General features: G+C 75.0%; 20 protein-coding genes. 8 read left to right on the forward strand and 12 right to left on the reverse strand.

Going from position 1 to position 20,082, the window contains the following annotated elements:
• The first annotated feature begins 59 nt into the window (after positions 1-59).
• On the forward strand, positions 60-1,250 hold the full coding sequence (locus ACPPVO_RS31255; RefSeq protein ID WP_426502122.1) for an MFS transporter: 1,191 nt from the start codon (positions 60-62) through the stop codon (positions 1,248-1,250).
• Positions 1,251-1,323: 73 nt separating this feature from the next.
• Here ACPPVO_RS31255 and ACPPVO_RS31260 read toward each other — a convergent pair whose 3' ends face one another.
• The 4 genes from ACPPVO_RS31260 to ACPPVO_RS31275 all read right to left on the reverse strand — a co-directional run bounded on the left by ACPPVO_RS31260 (position 1,324) and on the right by ACPPVO_RS31275 (position 6,213).
• On the reverse strand, positions 1,324-4,272 hold the full coding sequence (locus ACPPVO_RS31260) for a tetratricopeptide repeat protein (protein WP_426502123.1): 2,949 nt from the start codon (positions 4,270-4,272) through the stop codon (positions 1,324-1,326).
• 115 nt (positions 4,273-4,387) lie between these two features.
• Complete coding sequence (locus tag ACPPVO_RS31265; RefSeq protein ID WP_426502124.1) at positions 4,388-4,948, reverse strand: hypothetical protein; 561 nt, start codon at positions 4,946-4,948, stop codon at positions 4,388-4,390.
• 107 nt (positions 4,949-5,055) lie between these two features.
• The gene (locus tag ACPPVO_RS31270) at positions 5,056-5,289 is read right to left on the reverse strand and encodes a zinc-ribbon domain-containing protein (protein ID WP_426502125.1); all 234 of its coding nucleotides are present in this window, start codon (positions 5,287-5,289) and stop codon (positions 5,056-5,058) included.
• A 9-nt stretch (positions 5,290-5,298) separates the two neighbouring features.
• A complete protein-coding gene (locus tag ACPPVO_RS31275; RefSeq protein ID WP_426502126.1) occupies positions 5,299-6,213 on the reverse strand; it encodes an NADP-dependent oxidoreductase in 915 nt (304 codons plus the stop codon).
• Between the two features lie 88 nt (positions 6,214-6,301).
• Between ACPPVO_RS31275 and ACPPVO_RS31280 the strand changes: the two genes are divergently transcribed.
• Positions 6,302-6,859: a TetR/AcrR family transcriptional regulator gene (locus ACPPVO_RS31280; RefSeq protein ID WP_426502127.1), complete on the forward strand. Its 558-nt coding sequence runs from the start codon at positions 6,302-6,304 to the stop codon at positions 6,857-6,859.
• Between the two features lie 66 nt (positions 6,860-6,925).
• Positions 6,926-7,861, forward strand: coding sequence for an intradiol ring-cleavage dioxygenase (locus ACPPVO_RS31285; RefSeq protein WP_426502128.1), 936 nt, complete (start codon positions 6,926-6,928; stop codon positions 7,859-7,861).
• A gap of 161 nt (positions 7,862-8,022) precedes the next feature.
• On the opposite strand, the gene ACPPVO_RS31290 is transcribed toward ACPPVO_RS31285, so the two are convergent.
• The gene (locus ACPPVO_RS31290; RefSeq protein ID WP_426502129.1) at positions 8,023-8,883 is read right to left on the reverse strand and encodes an aminoglycoside phosphotransferase family protein; all 861 of its coding nucleotides are present in this window, start codon (positions 8,881-8,883) and stop codon (positions 8,023-8,025) included.
• 267 nt (positions 8,884-9,150) lie between these two features.
• Between ACPPVO_RS31290 and ACPPVO_RS31295 the strand changes: the two genes are divergently transcribed.
• Positions 9,151-10,272, forward strand: coding sequence for a cellulose binding domain-containing protein (locus ACPPVO_RS31295; protein WP_426502130.1), 1,122 nt, complete (start codon positions 9,151-9,153; stop codon positions 10,270-10,272).
• Here ACPPVO_RS31295 and ACPPVO_RS31300 read toward each other — a convergent pair.
• Positions 10,247-11,122 carry an aminoglycoside phosphotransferase family protein gene (locus tag ACPPVO_RS31300; protein ID WP_426502131.1) on the reverse strand — a complete coding sequence of 292 codons (876 nt, stop codon included), beginning with the start codon at positions 11,120-11,122 and terminating at the stop codon, positions 10,247-10,249. The genes ACPPVO_RS31295 and ACPPVO_RS31300 overlap by 26 nt on opposite strands.
• Positions 11,123-11,170: 48 nt before the next feature.
• Here ACPPVO_RS31300 and ACPPVO_RS31305 point away from each other — a divergent pair, with 48 nt between their 5' ends.
• Positions 11,171-11,929: an alpha/beta hydrolase gene (locus tag ACPPVO_RS31305; RefSeq protein ID WP_426502132.1), complete on the forward strand. Its 759-nt coding sequence runs from the start codon at positions 11,171-11,173 to the stop codon at positions 11,927-11,929.
• A gap of 13 nt (positions 11,930-11,942) precedes the next feature.
• Here the strand turns inward: ACPPVO_RS31305 and ACPPVO_RS31310 are convergent, their stop codons facing one another.
• From ACPPVO_RS31310 to ACPPVO_RS31320, 3 genes are all read right to left on the reverse strand, one after another.
• Positions 11,943-12,518, reverse strand: coding sequence for a GIY-YIG nuclease family protein (locus tag ACPPVO_RS31310; protein ID WP_426502133.1), 576 nt, complete (start codon positions 12,516-12,518; stop codon positions 11,943-11,945).
• 10 nt (positions 12,519-12,528) lie between these two features.
• Positions 12,529-14,004, reverse strand: a complete 1,476-nt coding sequence (locus ACPPVO_RS31315) for an RNA-guided endonuclease InsQ/TnpB family protein (RefSeq protein WP_426502134.1) — start codon at positions 14,002-14,004, stop codon at positions 12,529-12,531.
• Positions 14,005-14,094: 90 nt separating this feature from the next.
• Entirely contained in the window at positions 14,095-14,727 is a 633-nt protein-coding gene (locus ACPPVO_RS31320) for a TetR/AcrR family transcriptional regulator C-terminal domain-containing protein (RefSeq protein WP_426502135.1), read from the reverse strand.
• A gap of 70 nt (positions 14,728-14,797) precedes the next feature.
• Between ACPPVO_RS31320 and ACPPVO_RS31325 the strand changes: the two genes are divergently transcribed.
• Both ACPPVO_RS31325 and ACPPVO_RS31330 read left to right on the forward strand, forming a co-directional pair.
• The gene (locus ACPPVO_RS31325) at positions 14,798-15,046 is read left to right on the forward strand and encodes a hypothetical protein (RefSeq protein ID WP_426502136.1); all 249 of its coding nucleotides are present in this window, start codon (positions 14,798-14,800) and stop codon (positions 15,044-15,046) included.
• On the forward strand, positions 15,043-16,002 hold the full coding sequence (locus tag ACPPVO_RS31330) for a quinone oxidoreductase family protein (RefSeq protein WP_426502137.1): 960 nt from the start codon (positions 15,043-15,045) through the stop codon (positions 16,000-16,002). Before ACPPVO_RS31325 ends, ACPPVO_RS31330 begins: the two co-directional genes overlap by 4 nt.
• Before the next feature lie 198 nt (positions 16,003-16,200).
• Here the strand turns inward: ACPPVO_RS31330 and ACPPVO_RS31335 are convergent, their stop codons facing one another.
• Together ACPPVO_RS31335 and ACPPVO_RS31340 are read right to left on the reverse strand one after the other, a co-directional pair.
• Positions 16,201-16,917, reverse strand: a complete 717-nt coding sequence (locus ACPPVO_RS31335) for a DUF6193 family natural product biosynthesis protein (protein ID WP_426502138.1) — start codon at positions 16,915-16,917, stop codon at positions 16,201-16,203.
• Positions 16,914-17,693 carry a class I SAM-dependent methyltransferase gene (locus ACPPVO_RS31340; protein WP_426502139.1) on the reverse strand — a complete coding sequence of 260 codons (780 nt, stop codon included), beginning with the start codon at positions 17,691-17,693 and terminating at the stop codon, positions 16,914-16,916. The genes ACPPVO_RS31335 and ACPPVO_RS31340 overlap by 4 nt, the downstream gene beginning before the upstream one ends.
• Before the next feature lie 54 nt (positions 17,694-17,747).
• Here ACPPVO_RS31340 and ACPPVO_RS31345 point away from each other — a divergent pair, with 54 nt between their 5' ends.
• Positions 17,748-19,022 (forward strand): MFS transporter, encoded by a 1,275-nt coding sequence (locus tag ACPPVO_RS31345; protein WP_426502140.1) that lies wholly within the window; start codon positions 17,748-17,750, stop codon positions 19,020-19,022.
• Here the strand turns inward: ACPPVO_RS31345 and ACPPVO_RS31350 are convergent.
• Positions 19,001-19,951, reverse strand: coding sequence for a DUF3500 domain-containing protein (locus tag ACPPVO_RS31350; protein ID WP_426502141.1), 951 nt, complete (start codon positions 19,949-19,951; stop codon positions 19,001-19,003). The genes ACPPVO_RS31345 and ACPPVO_RS31350 overlap by 22 nt on opposite strands.
• Positions 19,952-20,082: the final 131 nt, after the last annotated feature.

Consider the following 20,082-nt stretch of genomic DNA (forward strand, 5'->3'; position numbering starts at 1 on the left):
GAACCGCCTGAATGCACGTATAAAAATCTCCTAAGAAGGCCGCACTCTATGCTGACGCGATGGCTCGCGACACGGCGACGGTGCCGCGCGGTGCGTGGCGCACCCTCGCGGCGTGCAGCGGGCTCGCGGCGCTGCTGCAGGTCGACGGCACCCTGGTTGCGGTCGCGCTGCCCGACGTCGGCCGGTCGCTGCACACCGCGCCGCAGCCGCTGGGCTGGGTCATCACCGTCTACTTTCTCGCGTTCGCGGTCGTCCTGCTACCCGGCGGCCGGCTCGTCGACCGGTTCGGGGGGCGCACCGCCGCCCTGGCCGGCCTCGCCCTCTTCGCCGCGGGTGCCCTGCTCGGCGCGCTCGCCCCGGGCTTCGCGGTGCTGGTGGTGTCCCGCGCGGTCCAGGGCGCCGGCGCGGGCCTGGCCAGCCCGGCGGCGCTGTCCGGCGCGGTCAGCGGCTTCCCGCCCGAGCGCCGCGGCACCGCGCTGGGCATCTGGGGCGCCGCCTCCGGCGTGGCCAACATCGCCGGGCCGCTGCTCGGGGGCCTGCTCACCACCGGCCTGGGCTGGCGGGCGGCGTGGTGGTCGCTGCTGCCCCTCGCCGCCGCGGCCGCCGTCGCCGTGGCGCGCCTGGTGCCGGCCGGGCCGCCCGGCTCCGGTCCGCAGCCGCCCGCCGGGGTGCTGCGCCGCCCCGCCGTGCTGGTCGCCGTGGCCGCCGCGGGGCTGAGCTTCCTCGTGATGATCGGCGTGTTCTTCATCATCGAGCAGTACCTGCAGGACGCCGCCGGCTACAGCCCGCTGCTCGCCGCGGCCGCGCCGATGGCGATCGCGGTGTGCATCGGCGCGGTCGGGCCGTTCGCGGGCCGGCTCATCGACGCACGCGGGGAGCGTCCGGTCATGGTCGCGGCGTTCGCCGTGGCCGGCGCCGGGCTGGCCTGGTACGGGCTCACGGACACGCCGCTGCACGGGCCGGCCGCGCTGCCGCTCGCCGTCGCGCTCGGCCTCGGGCTCGGCCCGCTGTTCGCCGGGGTGTCGCGGGCGGGGCTCAATGCGGTACCGCAGCGGGCCCACGGGCGGGTGTCGGCGCTGATCTCGGCGGGGCGGCTGCTCGGGGCCGGCCTCGGCGCGGCCTTGGCGGGCGCGGCGATCCGCCACGGCGCCGGGGCCGCGGAGGTCCGCACGGCCCTCGTCTGCGGCGCGGCGCTGTGCCTGCTCGCCGGCGCGCCCCTGGCGGCCCTGCTGCGAACCCGGCCGGCCTGAGCCGGGGCTCCTCCGCCGCGCGCTACGCCTCCGGGCCGCCGCGCGGCCCTGAGCCGGGCTCCTCCGCCGCGCGCTACGCCTCCGGGAGCACCGCGACGCCCGGCACGGCGCCGCCGCGCAGCAGCCGCCGCAGTCCCTGGCGGGCCTCGTCCGGCGGGCCCGCCAGCATCGTGGCGAGCGTACGCAGCTCCCCCAGGTCGGCGTCGGAGTGCCGGCGCAGGTCCCAGCAGCGCTGGAACGCCCGCTGCGCGTGCCCGGCGTGGCGGCGGGCCGCGTCGAGGTCGCCGGCCCGCACGGCCAGCGCCGCCAGCCGGACCAGCGGCGCGAGCGCGGCGTCGGGCTGGGCCCGCACCGCGGCCTCGTACAGCGCGCGGGCCGGGCCGAAGTCGCCGACGTCCTCGCGCTCGGCCTCCTTGCGCAGCAGGACGTCGCCCCGGCCCAGCAGCAGCCGCCAGTGCTCGGGGCGGACCTCGAGGCCCTGGTCGAAGGCGCCGAGCGCGTTGACAAAGTCGCCGAGCCAGACGTAGGCGTGGCCGAGCCCGGCCCAGCCGTCGATGCGGCGCTGGTCGAGCACGAGCCCCTCGCGGTACGCCTCGATCGCCCGGTCGTGCTCGCCCAGCACCGCGTGCGCGTCGCCGAGCGTGATGTACGCGAACGCGGTGGGCGGCGGCAGCGTGGCGGCCCGGGCGCCGGTCGCCAGCGCCTCGGCCGCGCGGCCGCGGGCCAGGGCGACACGGGCCAGGCCGGTGTGCGCGTAGGCGTTGTCCGGGCTGATCTCCAGGGTCGTGCGGAAGGACATCTCGGCCTCGTCGTACCGTCGCAGCCGCTCGGCCGCGTCGCCCAGGCCGTTCCAGGCGAAGTCCGCGCGCGGCTCGATGACGATGGCCCGGCGGTTCTCCTCCAGCGCGGCCTCGAACTCGCCCCGCGCGAGGTGCACGGCGGCGACCCCGTGCGGCGCGTACGCGTCCCGGGGGTTGATCTTCTCGGCCTCGCGGTGCGCCCGCTCGGCCGCGTCGAAGTTGCCCAGGCCGAGGTGGGCCTTGCCGAGCCCGTCCTGCGCGAAGGAGTTCTTCGGGTCGAGCTCCAGCGCGGCCAGGTGCGCCTCGACCGACTCGGCGAGCAGCCCGGCGCGGTAGCAGGCGTCGCCGAGCTGGTTCCAGCCGAACGGCTCGGTCGGGTTGGCCTCGGCCGCCTTCTCGAACAGTGCGACCTGCCGCTTGAGGTCGCCCTTGCCCTGGGCGCCGGTGGCCCGGGCCAGCCCGTCCCAGGCCGCGGCGTCGGCCGGGTTGGCGTCGACCGCCTCGCGGTAGGCGTCGCGGGCCTCGTCCCACGAGCCCAGGCGCAGGTAGGCATCGCCCAGGCCGCGCCACACGTACGCGGCCCGCCCGTCGAGCTCGCGCGCCCGGTGCAGCGCCTCCAGCGCCTCGGCGACGTCGCCGTGGCGCAGGTGGGTCAGGCCGAGGGAGCACCAGGTGTACGGGTCGTCGGGCCGCAGCTCGACCGCCCGGCGGTGCTTGTCGAGGGCCTCGCCGTGGCGTCCGCGCCCGGCGAGCGCCTCGCCCAGGCCGTTCCAGGCGTGCGCGAAGGCGGGGTCGCGCTCCAGGGCCTGCTCGTGGTACTCCTCCGCCTCCTCGAACCGGCCCCGGCGGGCCCGCAGGTTGCCCAGCCCGTGCAGGGGGTAGGCCGAGTCGGGGTCGCGCTCGACGGCCGCGCGGTAGGCCCGCTCGGCCTCGTCCCACTGGTGCTGCTGCAGGTAGGCGTTGCCGAGGCCGTTGTACAGGTAGGCCGCGGCGGGCCAGCGCTCGATCGCCTCCTGGTAGACCTGGATCGCGCTGGTGTAGTCGGCCAGCTCCACGTACGTGTTGCCGAGCCCGTTCCAGGGGTGCGCCGCGACGCCCTCGACGTCGGCGCCGTCCCACAGCGCCGACGGGGTGAGCCCCCGGGCCTCCTCGAAGGCGGCCCGGGCCTCGGCGAAGCGGCGCTGCTCGAAGTAGGTGACGGCGAGCGCGTTGCGGGTGACGGCGTCGGCGGGGTCGGCGACGTGCACGCGCTCCAGGAGCCGCTGGGCGTTGCGCAGGTCGCGGGCGGCGAGGCAGGCGACGCCGAGGTTGTAGACGAGCGCGCGGACGTCCCGGCTGTGCTCGTCGCGGGCCGGGATGCCGCGGGCCGCGAGCACCGCGGACTCCAGGACCGCCGGGTCGGCCGTCTCCTCGTACTCCTGGTACTGCTCCAGGGCGCGGGTCAGCCGAGCGAAGCCCTGCCACGTGATGCCCGCCGCGCCCGGCGACAGGGTGTGCGCGATGCGGGCCGCCGCCGTGCGCAGCAGCTCGTCGCGGCCGGCCCGGACGTCGTCGCAGATGGCCAGCACGGAGAAGTCGACGGGCGCGGCGCGGCGGCCCGGCCGGAGCTGGACCGTCAGCCGCAGCGCCCGGCCCTGCCGGAACACCTGCCCGCTGATCGAGGGCCCGGAGCGGCGCAGCGGCCAGACGTGGCGCAGCGCGGCGAGCAGTGAGCCGACCGGGAGGGTCGCCCCGGCGAGCTCGACCGAGCCGATGCCGACCACGGCGTCGGCCAGCCGCGCGGGGGCGGCGGGCGTGAGCACGCTGTCGGCGACGGTGTCGCGCCGGTTGAGCACGACCGGCGGCCGCGACGAGTCCTGGATCTTCAGCTCGCCCTGCACCTCGTGGACCGAGCGGATCCGGTGCAGCTCGCCGGCCATCGCCCGGGCCAGTGCGGTGCCGTCGAGATCCGCGCCGTCGAGCGAGCTGTCGAACGTGATCCCCGGCGGCCGGCCCAGCCACACGATCAGCCCGACCGCCAGCACCAGCAGCAGCAGGACGCCCGCGACCTCGAGTACGACCAGGCCCGACTCCCGGACCTGCACCAGCACGGCGCGGCGTCGCTCGTCGGCGAACCAGGCGACGGCCGCGCCCGCGGCGATGATCAGCAGCACCGGCACGGCCAGGCGGGCAAGGTCGGCGGCCCAGCGGCGGCGGGGCGCGCGGCGCGGATCTCGGCTCATGTCGGCACGTCACCAGCCCGGCTCGCGGGTCGAATCTGCCGTGCACCACGCTATCCGCCGCGCGGGGGCCGGATCGACGTGCTGCTCCGTATCCGACAGTGGCCGCGCGCGGGGATCAGGCCAATTCCGGCGGTACCGCCACCCGCGGTGGCTCCCCGCCGGCCCCGTCGAGCAGCCGCAGCAGGACGGCCGCGGCCAGGGCCCCGACCTCGCCCCACGAGCGCCGCACGGCGACCATGTCCCCGCCGACGACCCCGGTGTCGTCGAGCACGGCGACCTCGGCCCCGCGCCGGCGGGCCTCGGCGGCCTGGCCGGCGTCGGCGCACACCACCGCCGCGGGCCGGTGCTCGACGAGTAATCGCCGGGCGGCGGCCCGGTCCGACCACACGCCGGCGACGCCCTCGGGCGGCGGCTCGTCGCCGACGACCACGTACGGGTACGGCACCGGCTCCGCGTCGCCGATCAGGATGGCCCCGCACGGGTCGACGCCGTCGGGTAGCGGTCCCCGGCCGAGCCGCACGACGAGCCCGTGGCGGTCGAGGGTGTCCACTATGGACTCCACCACGGCGCCGTACGGGCCGGTCAGCCCGTGCGGGCAGCGGACGTACACCACCCGGGACGACAGGGCCTCGTTGACCGGGACGTCGAGCAGGTCGGCGAACGCCGGGTTCCGCATGGCTCTCCTCTCCAATGGAGAGAGCGCTCTCTGCACCTGTCACGGCCAGGCCTTTCGAGCCTTGAGAGCGCTCTCACCGCAAGCTTGGTACGCGCGCGCGAGGAGTGTCAAGCGAGCCGCTGCGCCTCCTCGCCGCTGAGCTTGGTGCGCGCCCGGCAGGCCGGGTTCGGGCACTCGGCGACGTGGCGGACGCGGACCGGGAACAGCGGGACGAAGAACAGGCTGAACTTCGTTACCTCCCGCACGAGCGCGGCCCGCCCGGGTTGCCCGCAGACGCGGCAGACAAACGCGACCCACCGCAGAAACTCGCGCTTGGTCTTGAGTCCGAAGATCAGCAGCATGGCCGCAGCCTACGCGGCGACGCCGAGGACGAGCTTGCCCCGTGCCCGCCCCGACCGGCTCCGTTCCAGCGCCGCACGCCAGTCCTCGAGCGGGAAAACGCGCGCCACCGGTACCGTGAACTCCCCCGCGGCCGCCAGCCGCGCGTAGTCGCCGAGCACGTCGTCGCGGCGCGCGGCGAAGCCGGCCCGGGCCCCCAGCGCCCCGGCGGCCGCGAAGTTGCTCAGCGTCACCACGTGCGCGGGCGCCTCGACGGTGCGCACCAGGTCCGTCAGCACGTCGCTGACCGGCCCGGCGTCCAGCGCGAGGCCGACCGGCCCGCCGGCCAGCGCCCGCACCCGTTCGACCAGGCCGTCGCCGTAGGCGGTGACCTCGGCCCCGGCGGCGCGCAGCGCGTCCGCGTACGTCTCGCCGGCCGCCGCGATGACCCGCGCCCCGCGCCGCACGGCCATCTGCGCCGCGGCGAACCCCACGGTCGTGCCGGCGCCGTAGACCAGCACCGTGCCGTCCGCGCCGGCGCCCAGCACGTCGAGGCCGCGGTGCGCGGTCTCGACCGCCATCGGCAGCGCGGCGGCCGCGACCGGGCCCAGGCCGGGCGGGCGCGGGAACCAGATGTCGAGCACGGCCTGCTCGGCGGCGCCGGCGGTCGGCCCGGTGAAGGGCGCCGGCCCGAACACCGCGTCGCCGACGTCCACGCCGCGGACCCCGGCGCCGAGCGCGTCGACGGTGCCGGCCACCTCCAGGCCGATGCCGCGCGGCAGGTCACCGGCGAACAGCCCGCCGCACAGCGCCCAGTCGGCCGGGTTGAGCCCGCACGCCTGCACGGCGACGCGCACCTGCCCGGGCCCGGGCTCCGGCGGCGCGGCCTCCTCCAGGCGCAGCACCGCGGCCGGGTCTCCGTACTCGTGGAAGCGAAGGGTACGCATGACGTCCTCCCCAACATGACGACAGAAGCTGACATCACCGACGCTAGCAGAAGTGATGACAGCATCTGCTGTCGCTATGCTCACAGGCATGGCACGGTGGGAGGGCAACACCCGCGGGCGGCTGGAGCGCGCCGCCCTGACGCTGTTCCGCGAGCAGGGCTACGACCGCACGACGGTCGCCCAGATCGCGCAGCGGGCGAACCTGACCGAGCGCTCGTTCTACCGCTGGTTCACCGACAAGCGCGAGGTCCTGTTCGCCGGCGACGAGCTCGAGGAGCGCCTGGTCGCGGCGGTCGGCGCCGCCCCGCCCGGCACCGGCGCGCTGCCGGCCCTGCTGGCCGCCTGCACCGTCGTGCCCGAGGTGCTCCGCCCGCGCGACTTCCTGCTGGAGCGCGCCGAGGTCATCGCGGCCAACCCGCCGCTGCAGGAGCGCGAGCTGATCAAACTCGCCGCGCTGTCCGACGCGCTCACCGCCGCCCTGGTGCGCCGCGGCCACCCGGAGCCGGCCGCCCGCCTCGCCACCGACGCCGCCGCCGCCGTGCTGCGCCTGGCCACGCGCCGCTGGGTCACCGACGAGCGCGCCGACTTCGCGGCCCTGCTGGCCGCGGCCACGGCTGACCTGCGGGCCGTCGTCGCCGGCGCGTGACCGGCTCACAGCCCGCTCGCAGGCTGTGCGCAGGCTCGTGCCAGCCGCCCCGGCCAGCCTGAGCCCATGGGAGACCCGAAGCGCGACACGTACGAAGGGCGGCCGTTCGCCCGGCCCGGCGAGGAGCTGGTGGACCAGGGCCTGGGCTTCGACATCGGCACCGTGATGCGGCGGCGGCAGGTGTTGCGCGCGTTCGGGCTCGGGGCGGCCGTCCTCGGGCTCGCGGCGGCCTGCGGCGACGACCTGGACGGCGGCACGGCGAGCGGAGCGAGCGGCACGCCGGGCGCCGGCACCGCGAGCGGCGAGATCCCCGACGAGACCGCCGGGCCCTACCCGGGCGACGGTTCCAACGGCCCCGACGTGCTCAACCAGATGGGCATCGTCCGCAGTGACATCCGATCCGGCTTCGGTACCGCGAGCGGCGCCGCCGGCGGCGTGCCCATGGCGCTCGAACTGTCCATCGTGGACCTGGCCGGCGGCCGGCCGTTCGCGGGCGTCGCCGTGTACGTGTGGCACTGCGACCGCGAGGGAAGGTACTCGCTGTACTCGCCGGGCGTCACCGACCAGAACTACCTGCGCGGGGTCCAGATCGCCGACGCGCAGGGCAAGGTCCGGTTCACGAGCGTGTTCCCGGCCTGCTACGACGGCCGCTGGCCGCACATCCATTTCGAGGTGTACCCCGACCAGGCGAGCATCACCGACGCGACGAAGGCGATCGCCACGTCGCAGGTCGCGCTGCCCAAGGACGTGTGCGACACCGTGTACGCCACGGCCGGGTACTCGGCCTCGGTGGCGAACCTGGCGCGGGTGACGCTGCAGAACGACATGGTCTTCGGCGACGACGGCGGGGCGCTGCAGCTCGGCACCGTCACCGGCAGCGCGACCGCCGGCTACAGCGTGGCCCTGACCGCGAAGGTCGACACGCGCACCACCCCGGCCGGTGGCGGCGCCCCGGGCGGCGGACCGGGCGGACCGGGCGGCGGGCCACCGCCGAGCCGCTAGGGGCTGTATCGAAGTGGGGGCCGGAGCGAGGCGAGGCTCAGGCGTCGGCTGGGGCCGCGCCGGGCGCGCCCCGATACCGGGGTTGTATCGGGGTGTGACCGGGGTGGTTCCAGCCGGCGTCTGAGTCCGCCGCAGCCCGGCCATCCACTTCGATACAGCCCCTAGGACGCCAGGATCCGCGCCAGGGTCCGGCGGCCGATGCCGGCCATCCCCGGGTTGCTGCGCCGGTAGTACCAGACCAGCCCCATCGACTGCACGAAGGCCCACGCCCGGCCGCGCTCCCACTCCGCCTCGTCACAGCCGAGCCGCGAGCGCAGCGCGGCCCTCGGGCCGGCGTCGAGCAGGTGCCAGGCGCCGACGAGGTCCAGAGCCGGGTCGGCCGGGCCGAGGCCGCCCACGTCGATGACGCCGGTCAGCCGGCCGGCGCGGACGAGCACGTTGCCGGGCATGAGGTCGCCGTGGCTGGTCACGTCGGGCGCGTCGCCGCGGGGCCGGTCGCGCAGGTCCGCCCACAGCCGGCGCAGCCGCGGCACGTCCAGCAGCCCCTCGCTGTTGGCGAAGCACGTCTGCATCCACTCGTCCTGAGCCGCGATCCGCCCGCCGCGGCCGCGGCCGCCGAAGGTCCGGCCCTCCGTCGGGATCCGGCGCAGGTCGGCGACGAGCTCGGCGAGGTCCTCGGCGAGCCCGTCCGAGGAGGCGCCGGCGACGTCGCCGGGCACCCAGGTGAGCACCGACCACGGCAGCGGGTAGCCGGGCCCGGGCGCGCCGAACGCGACGGGCTCCGGCACCGCGAACCGGGTGTGCGCGGCGAGCTTCACGGCCGCCTCCGCCTCCGCGCGCAGTCCGTCCGCGCCGCCCGGCTGCAGCGGGAACCGGGCCACGAGCGCGTCGCCGAGGCGGAACACGGCGTTGACGGTGCCGGGGGCCAGCTCCCGCACCGGCAGGTCCCGCCACTGGGGAAACTGCGCGGCGACGAGGCCGCGCACGGTCTCGGGCGTCACCGGCAGCTGGTCGGGATGCATCCGCACACCGCAGGGTCACCGATACCGATGCCGCAGGCAAGCGGATTTGTACGGGATCGGCGCCGGGAACGCTCAGGCCCGGGCGGTGCCCGCCGATGACCCGCGCGACCCGGCCCGGACGCTTCCCGGACGAGGTGTCCAGGGGTACCTCGGCGGCCCGGCCGCGCTGCCCGGCCTGCGGGAAACTTTCACGGTCCCGTCCACGTCACTGGGCGTCATATCTTGATCACTTGACCAACGTCGATGGATGCGGCCAGTGTCGGGCCCATGTCCAGGACTCGAACGCTTCCGTCGTCGTTGCGGCTGGCGTCCGTCGCCGCGCTCGCGCTGATCGCGGGGGCCCTGCTCATCGCCGTCAACGACGCCAGCGGCAGCGCACCCGCCGCCGCATCCCTGTCCACTCCGGCCCCGTCGATCTCGGGGACGCCGAACACCTCCCCGTTCCCGCCGTCGCCGCCGACCAACCTGCAGGCGAGCGCCGTCACGACCACGTCGGTCACGCTCACCTGGACCGCGTCCGCGCGCGGCTGCTGCGCGGTGACCGGCTACGACATCCTGTACCAGCAGGCGTTCAACGACATCTTCTGGACCGCGAGCGTCGGCAACGTCACCACCGCCACCGTCACCGCCGAGATCCGGCCCGGCCAGCAGTACCGCTTCTGGGTGTCGGCCCACGACGACCTCGGGCACCGCTCCGGCAGCTCGGCCGTGGTCACCGTCGTCACCCCGGTCGCGACCGGCGGCGACACCGTACCCCCGGCCGCGCCGACCGGCCTCGCGGCCGACCCGACGAACGGCCCCACCACGACGCTCACCTGGTCACCGTCGACCGACAACGTGGGCGTCACCGGCTACAACGTGTACCGCTTCGACGGCGTGTTCGTCTCCACGCTGCTGGCCACCGTCCCCGGCACCACGTACACCGCCGCGGTCGTCACGCCGCGCGACCAGTTCTACGTCCGGGCCCGCGACGCGGCGGGCAACCTGTCGGCCGCCTCGAACTCGGTCACCGTGACCGGCGGGAGCCCGCGGCCCTCGTCGAGCTCCCCGTCGCCGAGCGCACCGCCGCCCCTGTCCTGCCGCGCGACGTTCACCTACACGTCCGTGTGGTCGTCGGGCTTCGTCGCCGACGTCACGGTCACCAACACGGGCACCACGCCGATCGTCGACTGGGTCATCACCTTCAGCTTCGGCGGCGACCAGCGGGTCATCCAGTCCTGGAACGGCTCCTACGTCCAGACCGGGACCGCGGTGACCCTGACCCACGCGACCTGGAACCGCATCATCCCGCCGGGCGGCTCGGTCACCGTCGGCCTGTACGGCGAGCGCTCCACCCCGGCCACCCCGCCCGCGGTCGTCTCCGTCAACGGGGTGCCGTGCGCATCATGACGTCCATCAGCCGCTGACACCGCTGCGGGTCCTCGGTGAGACCCTTGCCGAGGCCCCACAGCCAGTAGTCGACGGTACGGAACGCCACCCAGTCGCGGGCGCGGGCCCGGTCCACGCCCGCGGCCGCCACGGCGGTGTCGAAGTGGCCGGCCACCTCGTGGCCGGCCATCTCGTCGAGGCGGGTCCACAGCACCCGCGCGAGGTCGAACTCGATGTCGCCGCGCAGCAGCACCGCGTCGACGGCGAGCCACGGCTCCCGCCGCCCGCGCAGCACCTGGGCGCTGTGCAGGTCGCCGTTGACCGCGAGCCCGGACCCGGTGTCCGCGAGCGCGGGCGCGACCCGCAGCGCCTCGGCGAGGTAGGCGGCGCCGAACGGCTCGCCCAGCGCCCGCCACTCGGCCTCGAGCCGGGCCGCGCGCTCCCGCACCCGATCGGCGGTCGACAGCACGTCGTCCGGCGCCGGTACCGCGAGCCGCCGCATCATCGCCCCGAGCACCGCGACCGCAGTGCCGACGGGCTCCGCCAGCAGCGACCCCCCGAGCCGCTCGAGCAGCGTCGCGCCCGCGGCGGGATCGGCGTCGACGAGCAGGACGGTGCCGCGCCCGTTCCAGAACCGCAGCGCGCGCGTGTCCTCGCCGCCGGGGGGCGCCATTCGCAGTACCAACGCGGAATCCCCCCGCACGACCGGCACGACGAGCGCGTTGGAGCCGTGCACGACCTCCCCGTCGACGCGCAGCCCCCACCGCCGGCACTGCGCGGCGACGAGGCCGGGCAGCGCGTCGAGCCACTCGGAGCCCTCGCCCCACCATCGCGGCATGGCGCGGAGCGAGGCCGGCACGACGATGTCCACGCCGCCGACCGTAGGTGTTCGGCGGCGCGGTTGCATACCCTGACCGACGTGCAGCGTCCCGATCACCTGGAACCGTTCGTGGTTCCGGTCGACCCGGTCGACCCGGAGCGTGGCGAAACGGCGGACTTCTACCTGCCCGATGCGAGTGCCGGACCGGCCCGGCCCGCGCTGGTGCTCGTCCACGGCGGACCGGTGCCGGCGGACCGCAGGCCCACGCCGCGGGACTGGCCGGTCTATCGCGGGTACGGCTCGCTGCTCGCCGGGCGCGGCGTCGTCGCCGTGACCTTCGACCACCCGCTGCACGGCCCCGACGCCTACCCGCGGTCCGCCGGGCGGCTCCGCGAGGCGGTCGAGCGGGCCCGCGAGCACCCGCGCGTCGACGGCGACCGCATCGCGCTGTGGTTCTTCTCCGGCGGCGGGCCGCTGTCCGCCGGCTGGCTGCGCGACCCGCCGCCGTGGCTGCGCTGCGTCGCGCTGACGTACCCGCGGCTGGGCGGCTCCGCGCTCGAACCCGACTTCCGGCCGGTCGACGCGGTCGAGGCCGTCGGCGCGGCGGCCGCGGCCGGGGTGGCCGGTGCGATGCGGGCCAACGCCCTGCCGATCGTACTGACCCGGGTGGGGCTGGAGCGCCCGGACATCGCCGCCACCGTTGCGCAGTTCGTGGCCGCGGCACAGGCCGCCGAGGCGAACCTGACCATCGTCGACGTGCCGGCGGGGCGGCACGCCTTCGACACCCTCGACGACACCGACGCCTCCCGGCAGGCGGTCACCGAGGCCGTCGACCACGTCCTGGCGACGCTGCGCTGACCGAGTGCACCCGTTACGGCGCGACCGGGCGGCTGCTGTCGTTGTACGCGTTCTTGGCGTCGACCACGCCGGCCTGAATGTGCTCCGGGTCGACCCCGTGCACGTTGAGCGGCGGGTGCACCCGCCGGACGAGCTCGGCCTCGATGATCGCCGGCTCGGCGTCCTCCGCCCAGGTCAGGCGCAGGTGCGCGTACATCCACGCGGTCAGCCGGGCCTCGTCCTGCGGGACCAGGACGACCCGATCGGTCCAGGTCGTGCGGTAGCCCTCGGAGACGAGAAGCCCGGCCAGGGTACGGCGCAGCGTCGAGCTGCCCGAACGCCGCAGATGGTTGCGCAGGATCCGGCCGCGCAGGCTGGTCGCCCGTCCGAGGTACAGCAGCCGTAGCGACGGGACGCTCTCGTTCGGCGGCCCGGGGAGCTCGGGAAGGATCGAGGGAGACGCCCACCAGGCGTAGACACCGCCGCCCCGGGCGAGCTTCTTGACGGCGATATCGAGTGCCACCGGCGCGCCGGACAGCAGCCGCATGGCCTCGTCGATCCGGGCCCGGTCGGCCGGGTCTTCGTCGGGTCGCGTTCCGGCAGTGGTCATCGGGGCCATGCTAGTGCTGTGACCACAAACGTTCGCCGGTTTGTGGTTCCTCGCCCGCGGGTGCGGTCGAGCGACTCCCCGCCACGGTGGTGTGTGGTGGTGGGGCGGGCCTCAGCCGGCCAACTGATCCTCGCGCCGCTGCGCCGGCCGTCACCGTGGTTGGTGGCGGCTGGTGTGGTCGGCGGGGGTCACGCCGGGACGGTCCGGCACCGGGCAGGTGCCGTCCCGCTCGACGGTGCGTGAGCACGCACGGCAGCACTACGGCTGCTGTGGTGGTGGTGCCGCCGCCCGCCCCGGCCGGGGTGCGGGTGGCGATGGTGGCGGCCGCGAACAGGTCGCGGTGCCCGGAGATGTTGCAGTGGTGGCAGGTCATGGTCCGGCCGACCGGTTTGCGGATCCGTTGCCGGCAGGCGGGGCAGGTGGAGGAGGTGCCGCGCTCGTCGACCAGGTGCAGGGTGATGCCGGCGAGTTCGGCCTTGTCCCGCAGGATCGCGATGGCCCGGCCGATCTGCCACTGCCGCAGCCGCAGGTTGTGCCGCCGCCCGGCATCCAGGTCGAGCACACCGCGGGGGTCGCCGACGGTCAACGTCCCGACCCGCTGCTGCACCGCCCAGCCGATGACCGTCTTCGCCGCTTCGTGCTGCGCCTGGCGGACACGGCGGCGGTGCCGGGCCTCGACCAGCCGGGCCCGGCGGCGCATCTTGCGCCACCGCCGCGCCCCCCGCTGCCCAGGTGTCGGGGCGTGGCCGGCGGTGGCCCGGCGGCGGGCCTTCGTGTCGGCCAGATGCATCCGGTGCTCGGCCCGGACCGCCCGCCCAGACACCAGCAACCCGTGCCCGTCCGGACCGGCCACCGCATACGGGTGAATGACCCCCAGGTCCACGCCGGCGACCCGGCCCGGGTCAGGCGCAGCGCCGTCAGGGTAGACGCTGACCGGGATCTCGGCGGTGACCTCCAGCCACAACCGGCCACCGTCGGCGAGCAGTGTCACCGACCGGACCCGCTCGGCCGGATACGGCACGGTCCGGTCCAGGTGCAGCCGCAACGGCGGGCGACCGGCCGCGGTTGGCAGCCGCAGCTGCCGGCCGTCCAGGGCGAACGTGCCGTGATACCAGCGGACCGGCACCAAACCCCGACGACGGCGGGGGAACCGGGCCGTGGTGTCGCCAGCGCGGCGGCGTTTCGCCGCGGCGAACCAGGCATCGGAGAACCGGCGCAGCACCGACCGGGCACCGACACTGTCCAGGTCACCGAACGTGCCCGGACCCGCCGCGGCCAGTTCCCGGCACAACGCTTGATACGACACCAGCGGCGCGTCCCGCCGCTGCCGCCGCCATGCATTCACCTCGAGGAGGCACGCCCATACGTCACCGGCCGATCGCAACAACCCAAAACCGCGGCTCCACTGTGCTCGCGTGAGGCGCAGACCGACCCGGGCGGTGCGATACACCACCGCTGGCGCGGCCGAATCCCGACGACGAGGCACCTCAACGTTTTAGCACACACGTACGGCAGAATCTGACCCGGCCAACCCGGCCAACGTATGTGGTCACAGCACTAGCCGCCCCGAACCGCCTCAGGAGATGGCCCCGGCTTTGACCACAGCGCCCTCGATGACCACCTCGAGACAGTCGCCGAACAGGTCGTCCACGGTGCGGCCGGGCCGGAAGTACTCGGTGATCGCGGACACCATGGTCGGGTGCCGCTCGGTGAACACGTCCAGGTCGAACGTCTTCAGCGCCTCCGCGTCCGGGCGGGGGGCCTGTTCCTCGAGGACGTGGCCGACCGTGAAGCGCTCGACGGTCAGGACGATCACGCGGGCCTGCCGCAACGAGATGCCGCGAGCCACCAGGGTGCTCATCGCCAGTTCGGAGATCGCGGCCATCGTGACGGACAGCTGAGCGGCGGAGATGACCCGGGCGCCGTCGGGGTGGGCGAGCAGCGCCCGGCGCAGCCGCCCGGCCAGGCCGCTCAGCCAGTCTTTCCAGGGTTGATCCGGCTCGGGCGGGGCCATGTCGCCGAACTCCTGGTCGAGGATCGCATCGGCGATCGCGGTGACCAGGGCCGCCTTGTTGGGCACGTGCCAGTAGAGGGTCGGCGACTGCACGCCGAGCCGCGCGGCGAGCTTGCGCGTCGTCACGCTGTCGAGCCCCTCGGCGTCCAGCAGAGCGACGGCCTCGTCGACGATCCGCTGCCGGTCCAGCGCCAAATCGGTACCTCCCGTCAGAACTCTATCAGTGGTAGAGTTCTCTATCACTGATAGAGACGAGGAGATGCAGATGACAGCCAAGCACCCGATCCGCGGCCTGCTGCACCGGGCGACCCATCGCGTTCCGGGCGTTCCCGAGCACGCCGAGCACCCGGCCGGGCACCAGGGCCCGGCGGTCCACGAGGGCACGGCGGCCCACGGCCGTGCCCGGCGCCGGAGTGTGAACCACGGGTGGAACCACTCGCCCGCCCGTCCGCCCCGGTTCCTGCCGGCCTGGCAGCGCCGGATCGCGGCGCTCTTCGGCCGGGAGGTGGGATGAAGGCGGCGGTGCTGCACGAGATCGGTGGCATCCCCCGCTACGAGGACTTCCCCGATCCCGTGGCCGGCGACGATGAGGTGATCATCGAGGTGAAGGCGGTCGCGGTCGAGAACGTCGACAAGCGCATCGCGGCCGGCACGCACTACGCGAGCCAGCAGTACACCGCACAGTTGCCCGCGATCCCCGCCTTCGACGGCATCGGCGCGCTGCCGGACGGCACCCTCGTCGGGTTCGGCAACCCGCGCCGGCCCTACGGCGCGCTCGCCGAGAAGACCGTGGTACCCAAGGTCGCCTACATGCCGATCGCGGACGGTATCGATCCGGCGATCGCGACCGTGCTCGGCACGGCGATCACCGGCATGTCCATCAGGACCGCCGCCGGCTTCGTGCCGGGCGAGACCGTGCTCGTGCAGGGCGCGACCGGCGTCGCGGGGCGGCTCGCGGTGAAGGTGGCCCGCCTGCTCGGCGCCGGACGGATCATCGCGACCGGCCGCGACGACGACCAGCTGCGTGACGTACAGACCCTGGGCGCCGATGCGGTGATCAACACCGCCGTACCGGACGAGGCGCTGGTGCAGGCGTACCTCGATGCCAAAGGGGACGGCTACGACGTCGTGCTGGACTACCTCTGGGGCCGCCCCACCGAGATCCTGCTGCGATCACTGATCCCGGAGACCTTCGCGTTCCCGAAGCCGACCCGGCTGATCCAGATCGGCGAGTCGGCCGGCGCCGGGCTCGTCGTCGCCGCGGAGAGCCTGCGCACCTCCGGCGTCGAGATCTACGGCGCGGCCAAGGGACTCGGCCCGCAGACCATGCAGGAGGTGTACGGCCAGGTCCTGAGGTGGGCGCAGTCCGGCGAACTGACCTTCGACGTGGTGAAGGTCCCGCTGAGCGACATCGAGGCCGCCTGGCAACGCACCGACCTACGGGGCAGCAGGCTCGTCGTAGTGCCGTGACCGGCACGCCAATAGGGGGACGACGAGCTGTGCTGCAGCTGAGGCAACAGCTGGAGATGGCCGGTGCGGACGAGACCAACCCCGTCCGCACCGGCCATCTCCGGCCGAGCTAGCGCGGTTGTCGCGGTCCGACGATGACCATTTCTTCGACGCCGCTGTCCGCGAGTTCGTCCCGGCCGATCGGCTGGTCGTCGAATGTCAATACCATGGTGGTCCCTGCTCGTGCGCGCCCGAAGTGACCGGGCCCAAGCCCGGCGGGAGCTGGCGTACCGCGATCGCCACGGCGTGCTCGGCCGTCGTGGTCTCGCCGATCACGTCGCCCAGGTAGCGGGAGCGCACGACGAAAGCGTCCTCAGTCTCGGCCCACAGGCTCAGGCCCACGTCGCGCAGGAACGGGCGGGTCGTGGCCGAGAACCTCAGAATCCAATGGCTGGTGTACGGGTACAGCTGCCGCAGTTCCGGCGCGGTGTAGGCCGCCTCCGTGATGGCGTGCAGGCGCGGCAGGCCCGATGCCGTCATCTCCGCGCGCACGCACTGCCACTCGGCCTCGGCCAGGCGTGCCGGGTCGCCGTCCGGGACCTCGAAGCGGCCCGTCGGCTCCATGAACGGGGCCCGCGCGCAGATGTCGGCGAGGCTCGCCCCGGCGCGCCAGGCGGCGGCGACCCCGGCGATCTCGGCCACGTCGTCGGCGTACCCGTGGATGAGCGGCAGGTGCTGGTGGGCCTCGCCGCCGACGATCGACCAGCGGCGCTCGTGCTCGAAGGCGCTGATCTCCAGGCCGTTGCGGTGCGCGACGGGGGTCGGGACGGCCGCGCGGTGCATCGGGTCGCGGCCGTCTGCGGTGGCCTCGATGCCGTGGGCCTGCAGGGCCTCGGCGAGCCCGCCGGCGGCCTCGACGTCGGGGTAGAAGCTCATCGCGTACCCCAGGCCAGTAACGCCGCCGTCGGCAGGACGAGGTCGTCGCCGGTCAGGAACGGGGCGGCCAGGCGCTCGTACTCGCGCCGGGCCCGGGCCACCGTGGCCTCGTCCCGGCCGGCCAGGGCCTCGCCGAGGGCACCCATGCCGTTGGCCGGGCCGATCCACCACGAGTCGAGGTCGGTGCGGTGCTCCCAGGTCAGGAGGCGGGCCGACACGTCGCGCAGGCCGGCGCCGCGCAGCAGGCCGGTGACGCCCTCGGCGGTGCGTTCGAAGTTCAGCGCGGGCGGGACGATCGACGGCGACGGGGGCAGGCCGGTCGCGTCCAGCACGTCGTTCCACAGCTGCTGCAGCGGCGGCGCCGGGCGCGGCCACACGGTGATCGCGACGCGGCCGCCCGGGACGGTGACGCGGGCGAGGTCGGCGGCCGCGCGCGCCGGGTCGGGCACGTGGTTCACGACGAAGTTGGCGACCACCGCGTCGAAGGCGGCGTCGGGGTACGGCAGCTCCGGCAGCCGGCCCAGGCGCACGTCCGGCACCCGCGACCGGGCCAGCTCGACCATGGTCGGCTCGGCGTCGACGGCCGCGACGCGCGCGCCCCGCTCCAGGGCCAGGGCGGCGACGGTACCGGAGCCGGTGCCGACGTCCAGCAGGGCGCCGCCGGGGGCCGGGCCGGCCGCGTCGAGCAGGTCCGGGGCGGTGTGCGCGCACAGGTGCGCGTAGCTGTCGGCGAACGCCGTCGCGCGGCCGGTCCATCTGGGGTCGGGAGCGGGCATGCGATCAGCGTAATTCAGGTGCCGCGACGCCCGTCCGCCGTTACGCTGCGCGCCGTGTTGAAACGGCTCCGGCATCTGCGCATGGACCTCCGGCCGCTGCGGCACCGGGACTTCCGGCTGCTCATGGCCAGTGGCGTCGTCACGATGTTCGGCAGCTTCATCACGATGGTGGCGGTACCGTTCCAGCTCAAGCAGCTCACCGGCTCCTACGTGGCCGTCGGCGCGGTAGGCGTCGTCGAGCTGGTGCCGATGGTGCTGAGCGGGCTGTGGGGCGGCGCGATCGCCGACGCGGCCGACCGGCGCAAGGTGGTCCTGGTCTGCGAGGCGGCGCTGGCCGTGTGCACGGCCGGGCTGCTGCTCAACGCGCTGCTGCCGCATCCGGCGGTGTGGCCGCTGTACGTCGTCGCCGGCTCCGTCGCCGCGCTCGACGGGCTCCAGCGGCCCTCGCTCGATGCGATGACGCCGCGGCTGGTGCCCCGCGACGAGCAGACCGCCGCGAACGCCATCTCGGGCGTGCGCTGGCAGATCGGCGCGGTCGCCGGGCCCGCGGTCGGCGGGGTGCTGGTCGCCCTGGCCGGCGTGCCGATCGCCTACGCCGTGGACGTGCTGACGTTCCTGCTGTCCATCGCGCTGCTGTGGGCGCTGCGCCCGGTGCCGCCCTCGGCGGAGGCGGAGCGCCCGAGCCTGCGCGGGATCGCGCGCGGGGCGCGGTACGCCTGGTCCCGCCCGGAGCTGCTGGGCACCTACTTCGTCGACATCGCCGCGATGTTCCTGGCCATGCCGGTCGCGCTGTTCCCGTTCGTCGCCGACGAGCTGCACTCGCGCTGGGCGCTCGGCCTGCTGTACGCGTGCCTGCCGGTCGGCGCGATGCTGGTCTCGCTCACCAGCGGCTGGGCCTCGCACGTGCACCGGCACGGCCTGGCGGTGCTTGTCGCGGCCGGGCTGTGGGGGCTGGCCATCGCCGGCTTCGGGATCGCCCCGAACATCGGGGTCGCGATGGCGCTGCTGGTCGTGGCGGGCGGGGCGGACATGGTCAGCGGGCTGTTCCGCTCGACCATCTGGAACCAGACGATCCCCGACCACCTGCGCGGCCGCCTCGCCGGGATCGAGCTGCTGTCGTACTCGATCGGCCCGACCGCGGGCCAGCTGCGCGCCGGGCTCATGGCCAGCGCCGTCGGCCTGCGCGGGGCGATCGCGGCCGGCGGGCTGCTGTGCACCGGCGCGGTCGCCCTGTGCACCGTGCTGATGCCGGGCTTCACCCGCTACGACGAGCGCACGTCGCCGCACGCCCAGGCCGCGGCCGAGCCTCAGCCGGCCGCGGCGCCGTAGTCGTTGCCGGGTTCGCGGTACACGGCGTGGACCTCGCCGGTGTCGGGCTGCTGGGCGAGCTCGATGAACACCGTCGGGCCCTGCACGCGGTAGTAGGTGGAGCCGTACCGGGCGAAGGTCGTCTCGGCGAGGCCCTTGCGGAAGGCGGCCTGTTTCGCGGCCGCCTGCGCGGGGTCGAGCACGCTGAGCCACTGGTCGACGAGTTCCAGCAGCAGCGCCTGCTGCTGGGGCCGCAGCATGGACGCCTTGATGCCCGCGGCCGGCAGGGTGCGCCCGTCCTGGCCGGGGCCGAGGACGACGTCGTGCACCGGCTGGGGCAGGACCGACGCCTGCTGCTGGCCGGGGTCGAGGTCGTCGATGAGCGCCTGGCCCTTGCGGATCTCGCCGCACAGCGGCCCGGCGCCGCCCCGCAGCGTCGGGGCGAGGGTGAACGCGTCGCCCTCGACGGTGAGGTTGAGGGCGAGGTTGTGCCCGCCGAACTGCAGCGTCCAGATGCCGGCGGCGGTGGGGGTGCCGAGGATGCGGACCCAGTACCGGTCGATCCCGTCGGGCGCGGTGATCTCGATCACCTGCTGGTAGCCGCGGTCGCTCAGCGCGGCCCGGAGCACGCCGAGGACGGCGGCGCGCTGGACGCTGCCGAGCGCGCCCATGCGCAGCCCGGCCCGCGGGAACCGGGCGTCGGGCAGGTCCGACCAGTGGGCCAGGTTGGCCGGGGTGCGCTCGGCCCGCACGGCCCGGCGCTGGTCGTCGTCAAGGGTGCTGAGCAGCGACTTCGCGGCCCCGAGCACGTCGCCGGAGGTCGCCGCGGCGCTCGCGCCGGGTGCCTCGCAGGACGAGGTGACGGTCGCGACCGGGACCTCCTCGCCGGCCGACCCGCAGGCGGTCGCGGAGGCCAGCACCAGTCCGGCGACGAGCAGCGAACCACGCACAAATCGCCAGTTTAGCCGCGGATCGGTATGAGGTCCGCCGAGAAGCTGGTGAGCATGCGCAGGACGCTGTCGAGGTGGCCACCCATCGCCGCCTCGGCGCGAGCCGGGACTCGGGCGCACAGGCCTCAATG

The sequence above is a fragment of the Dactylosporangium sp. McL0621 genome, assembly GCF_049995355.1.
GTDB lineage: Bacteria > Actinomycetota > Actinomycetes > Mycobacteriales > Micromonosporaceae > Dactylosporangium.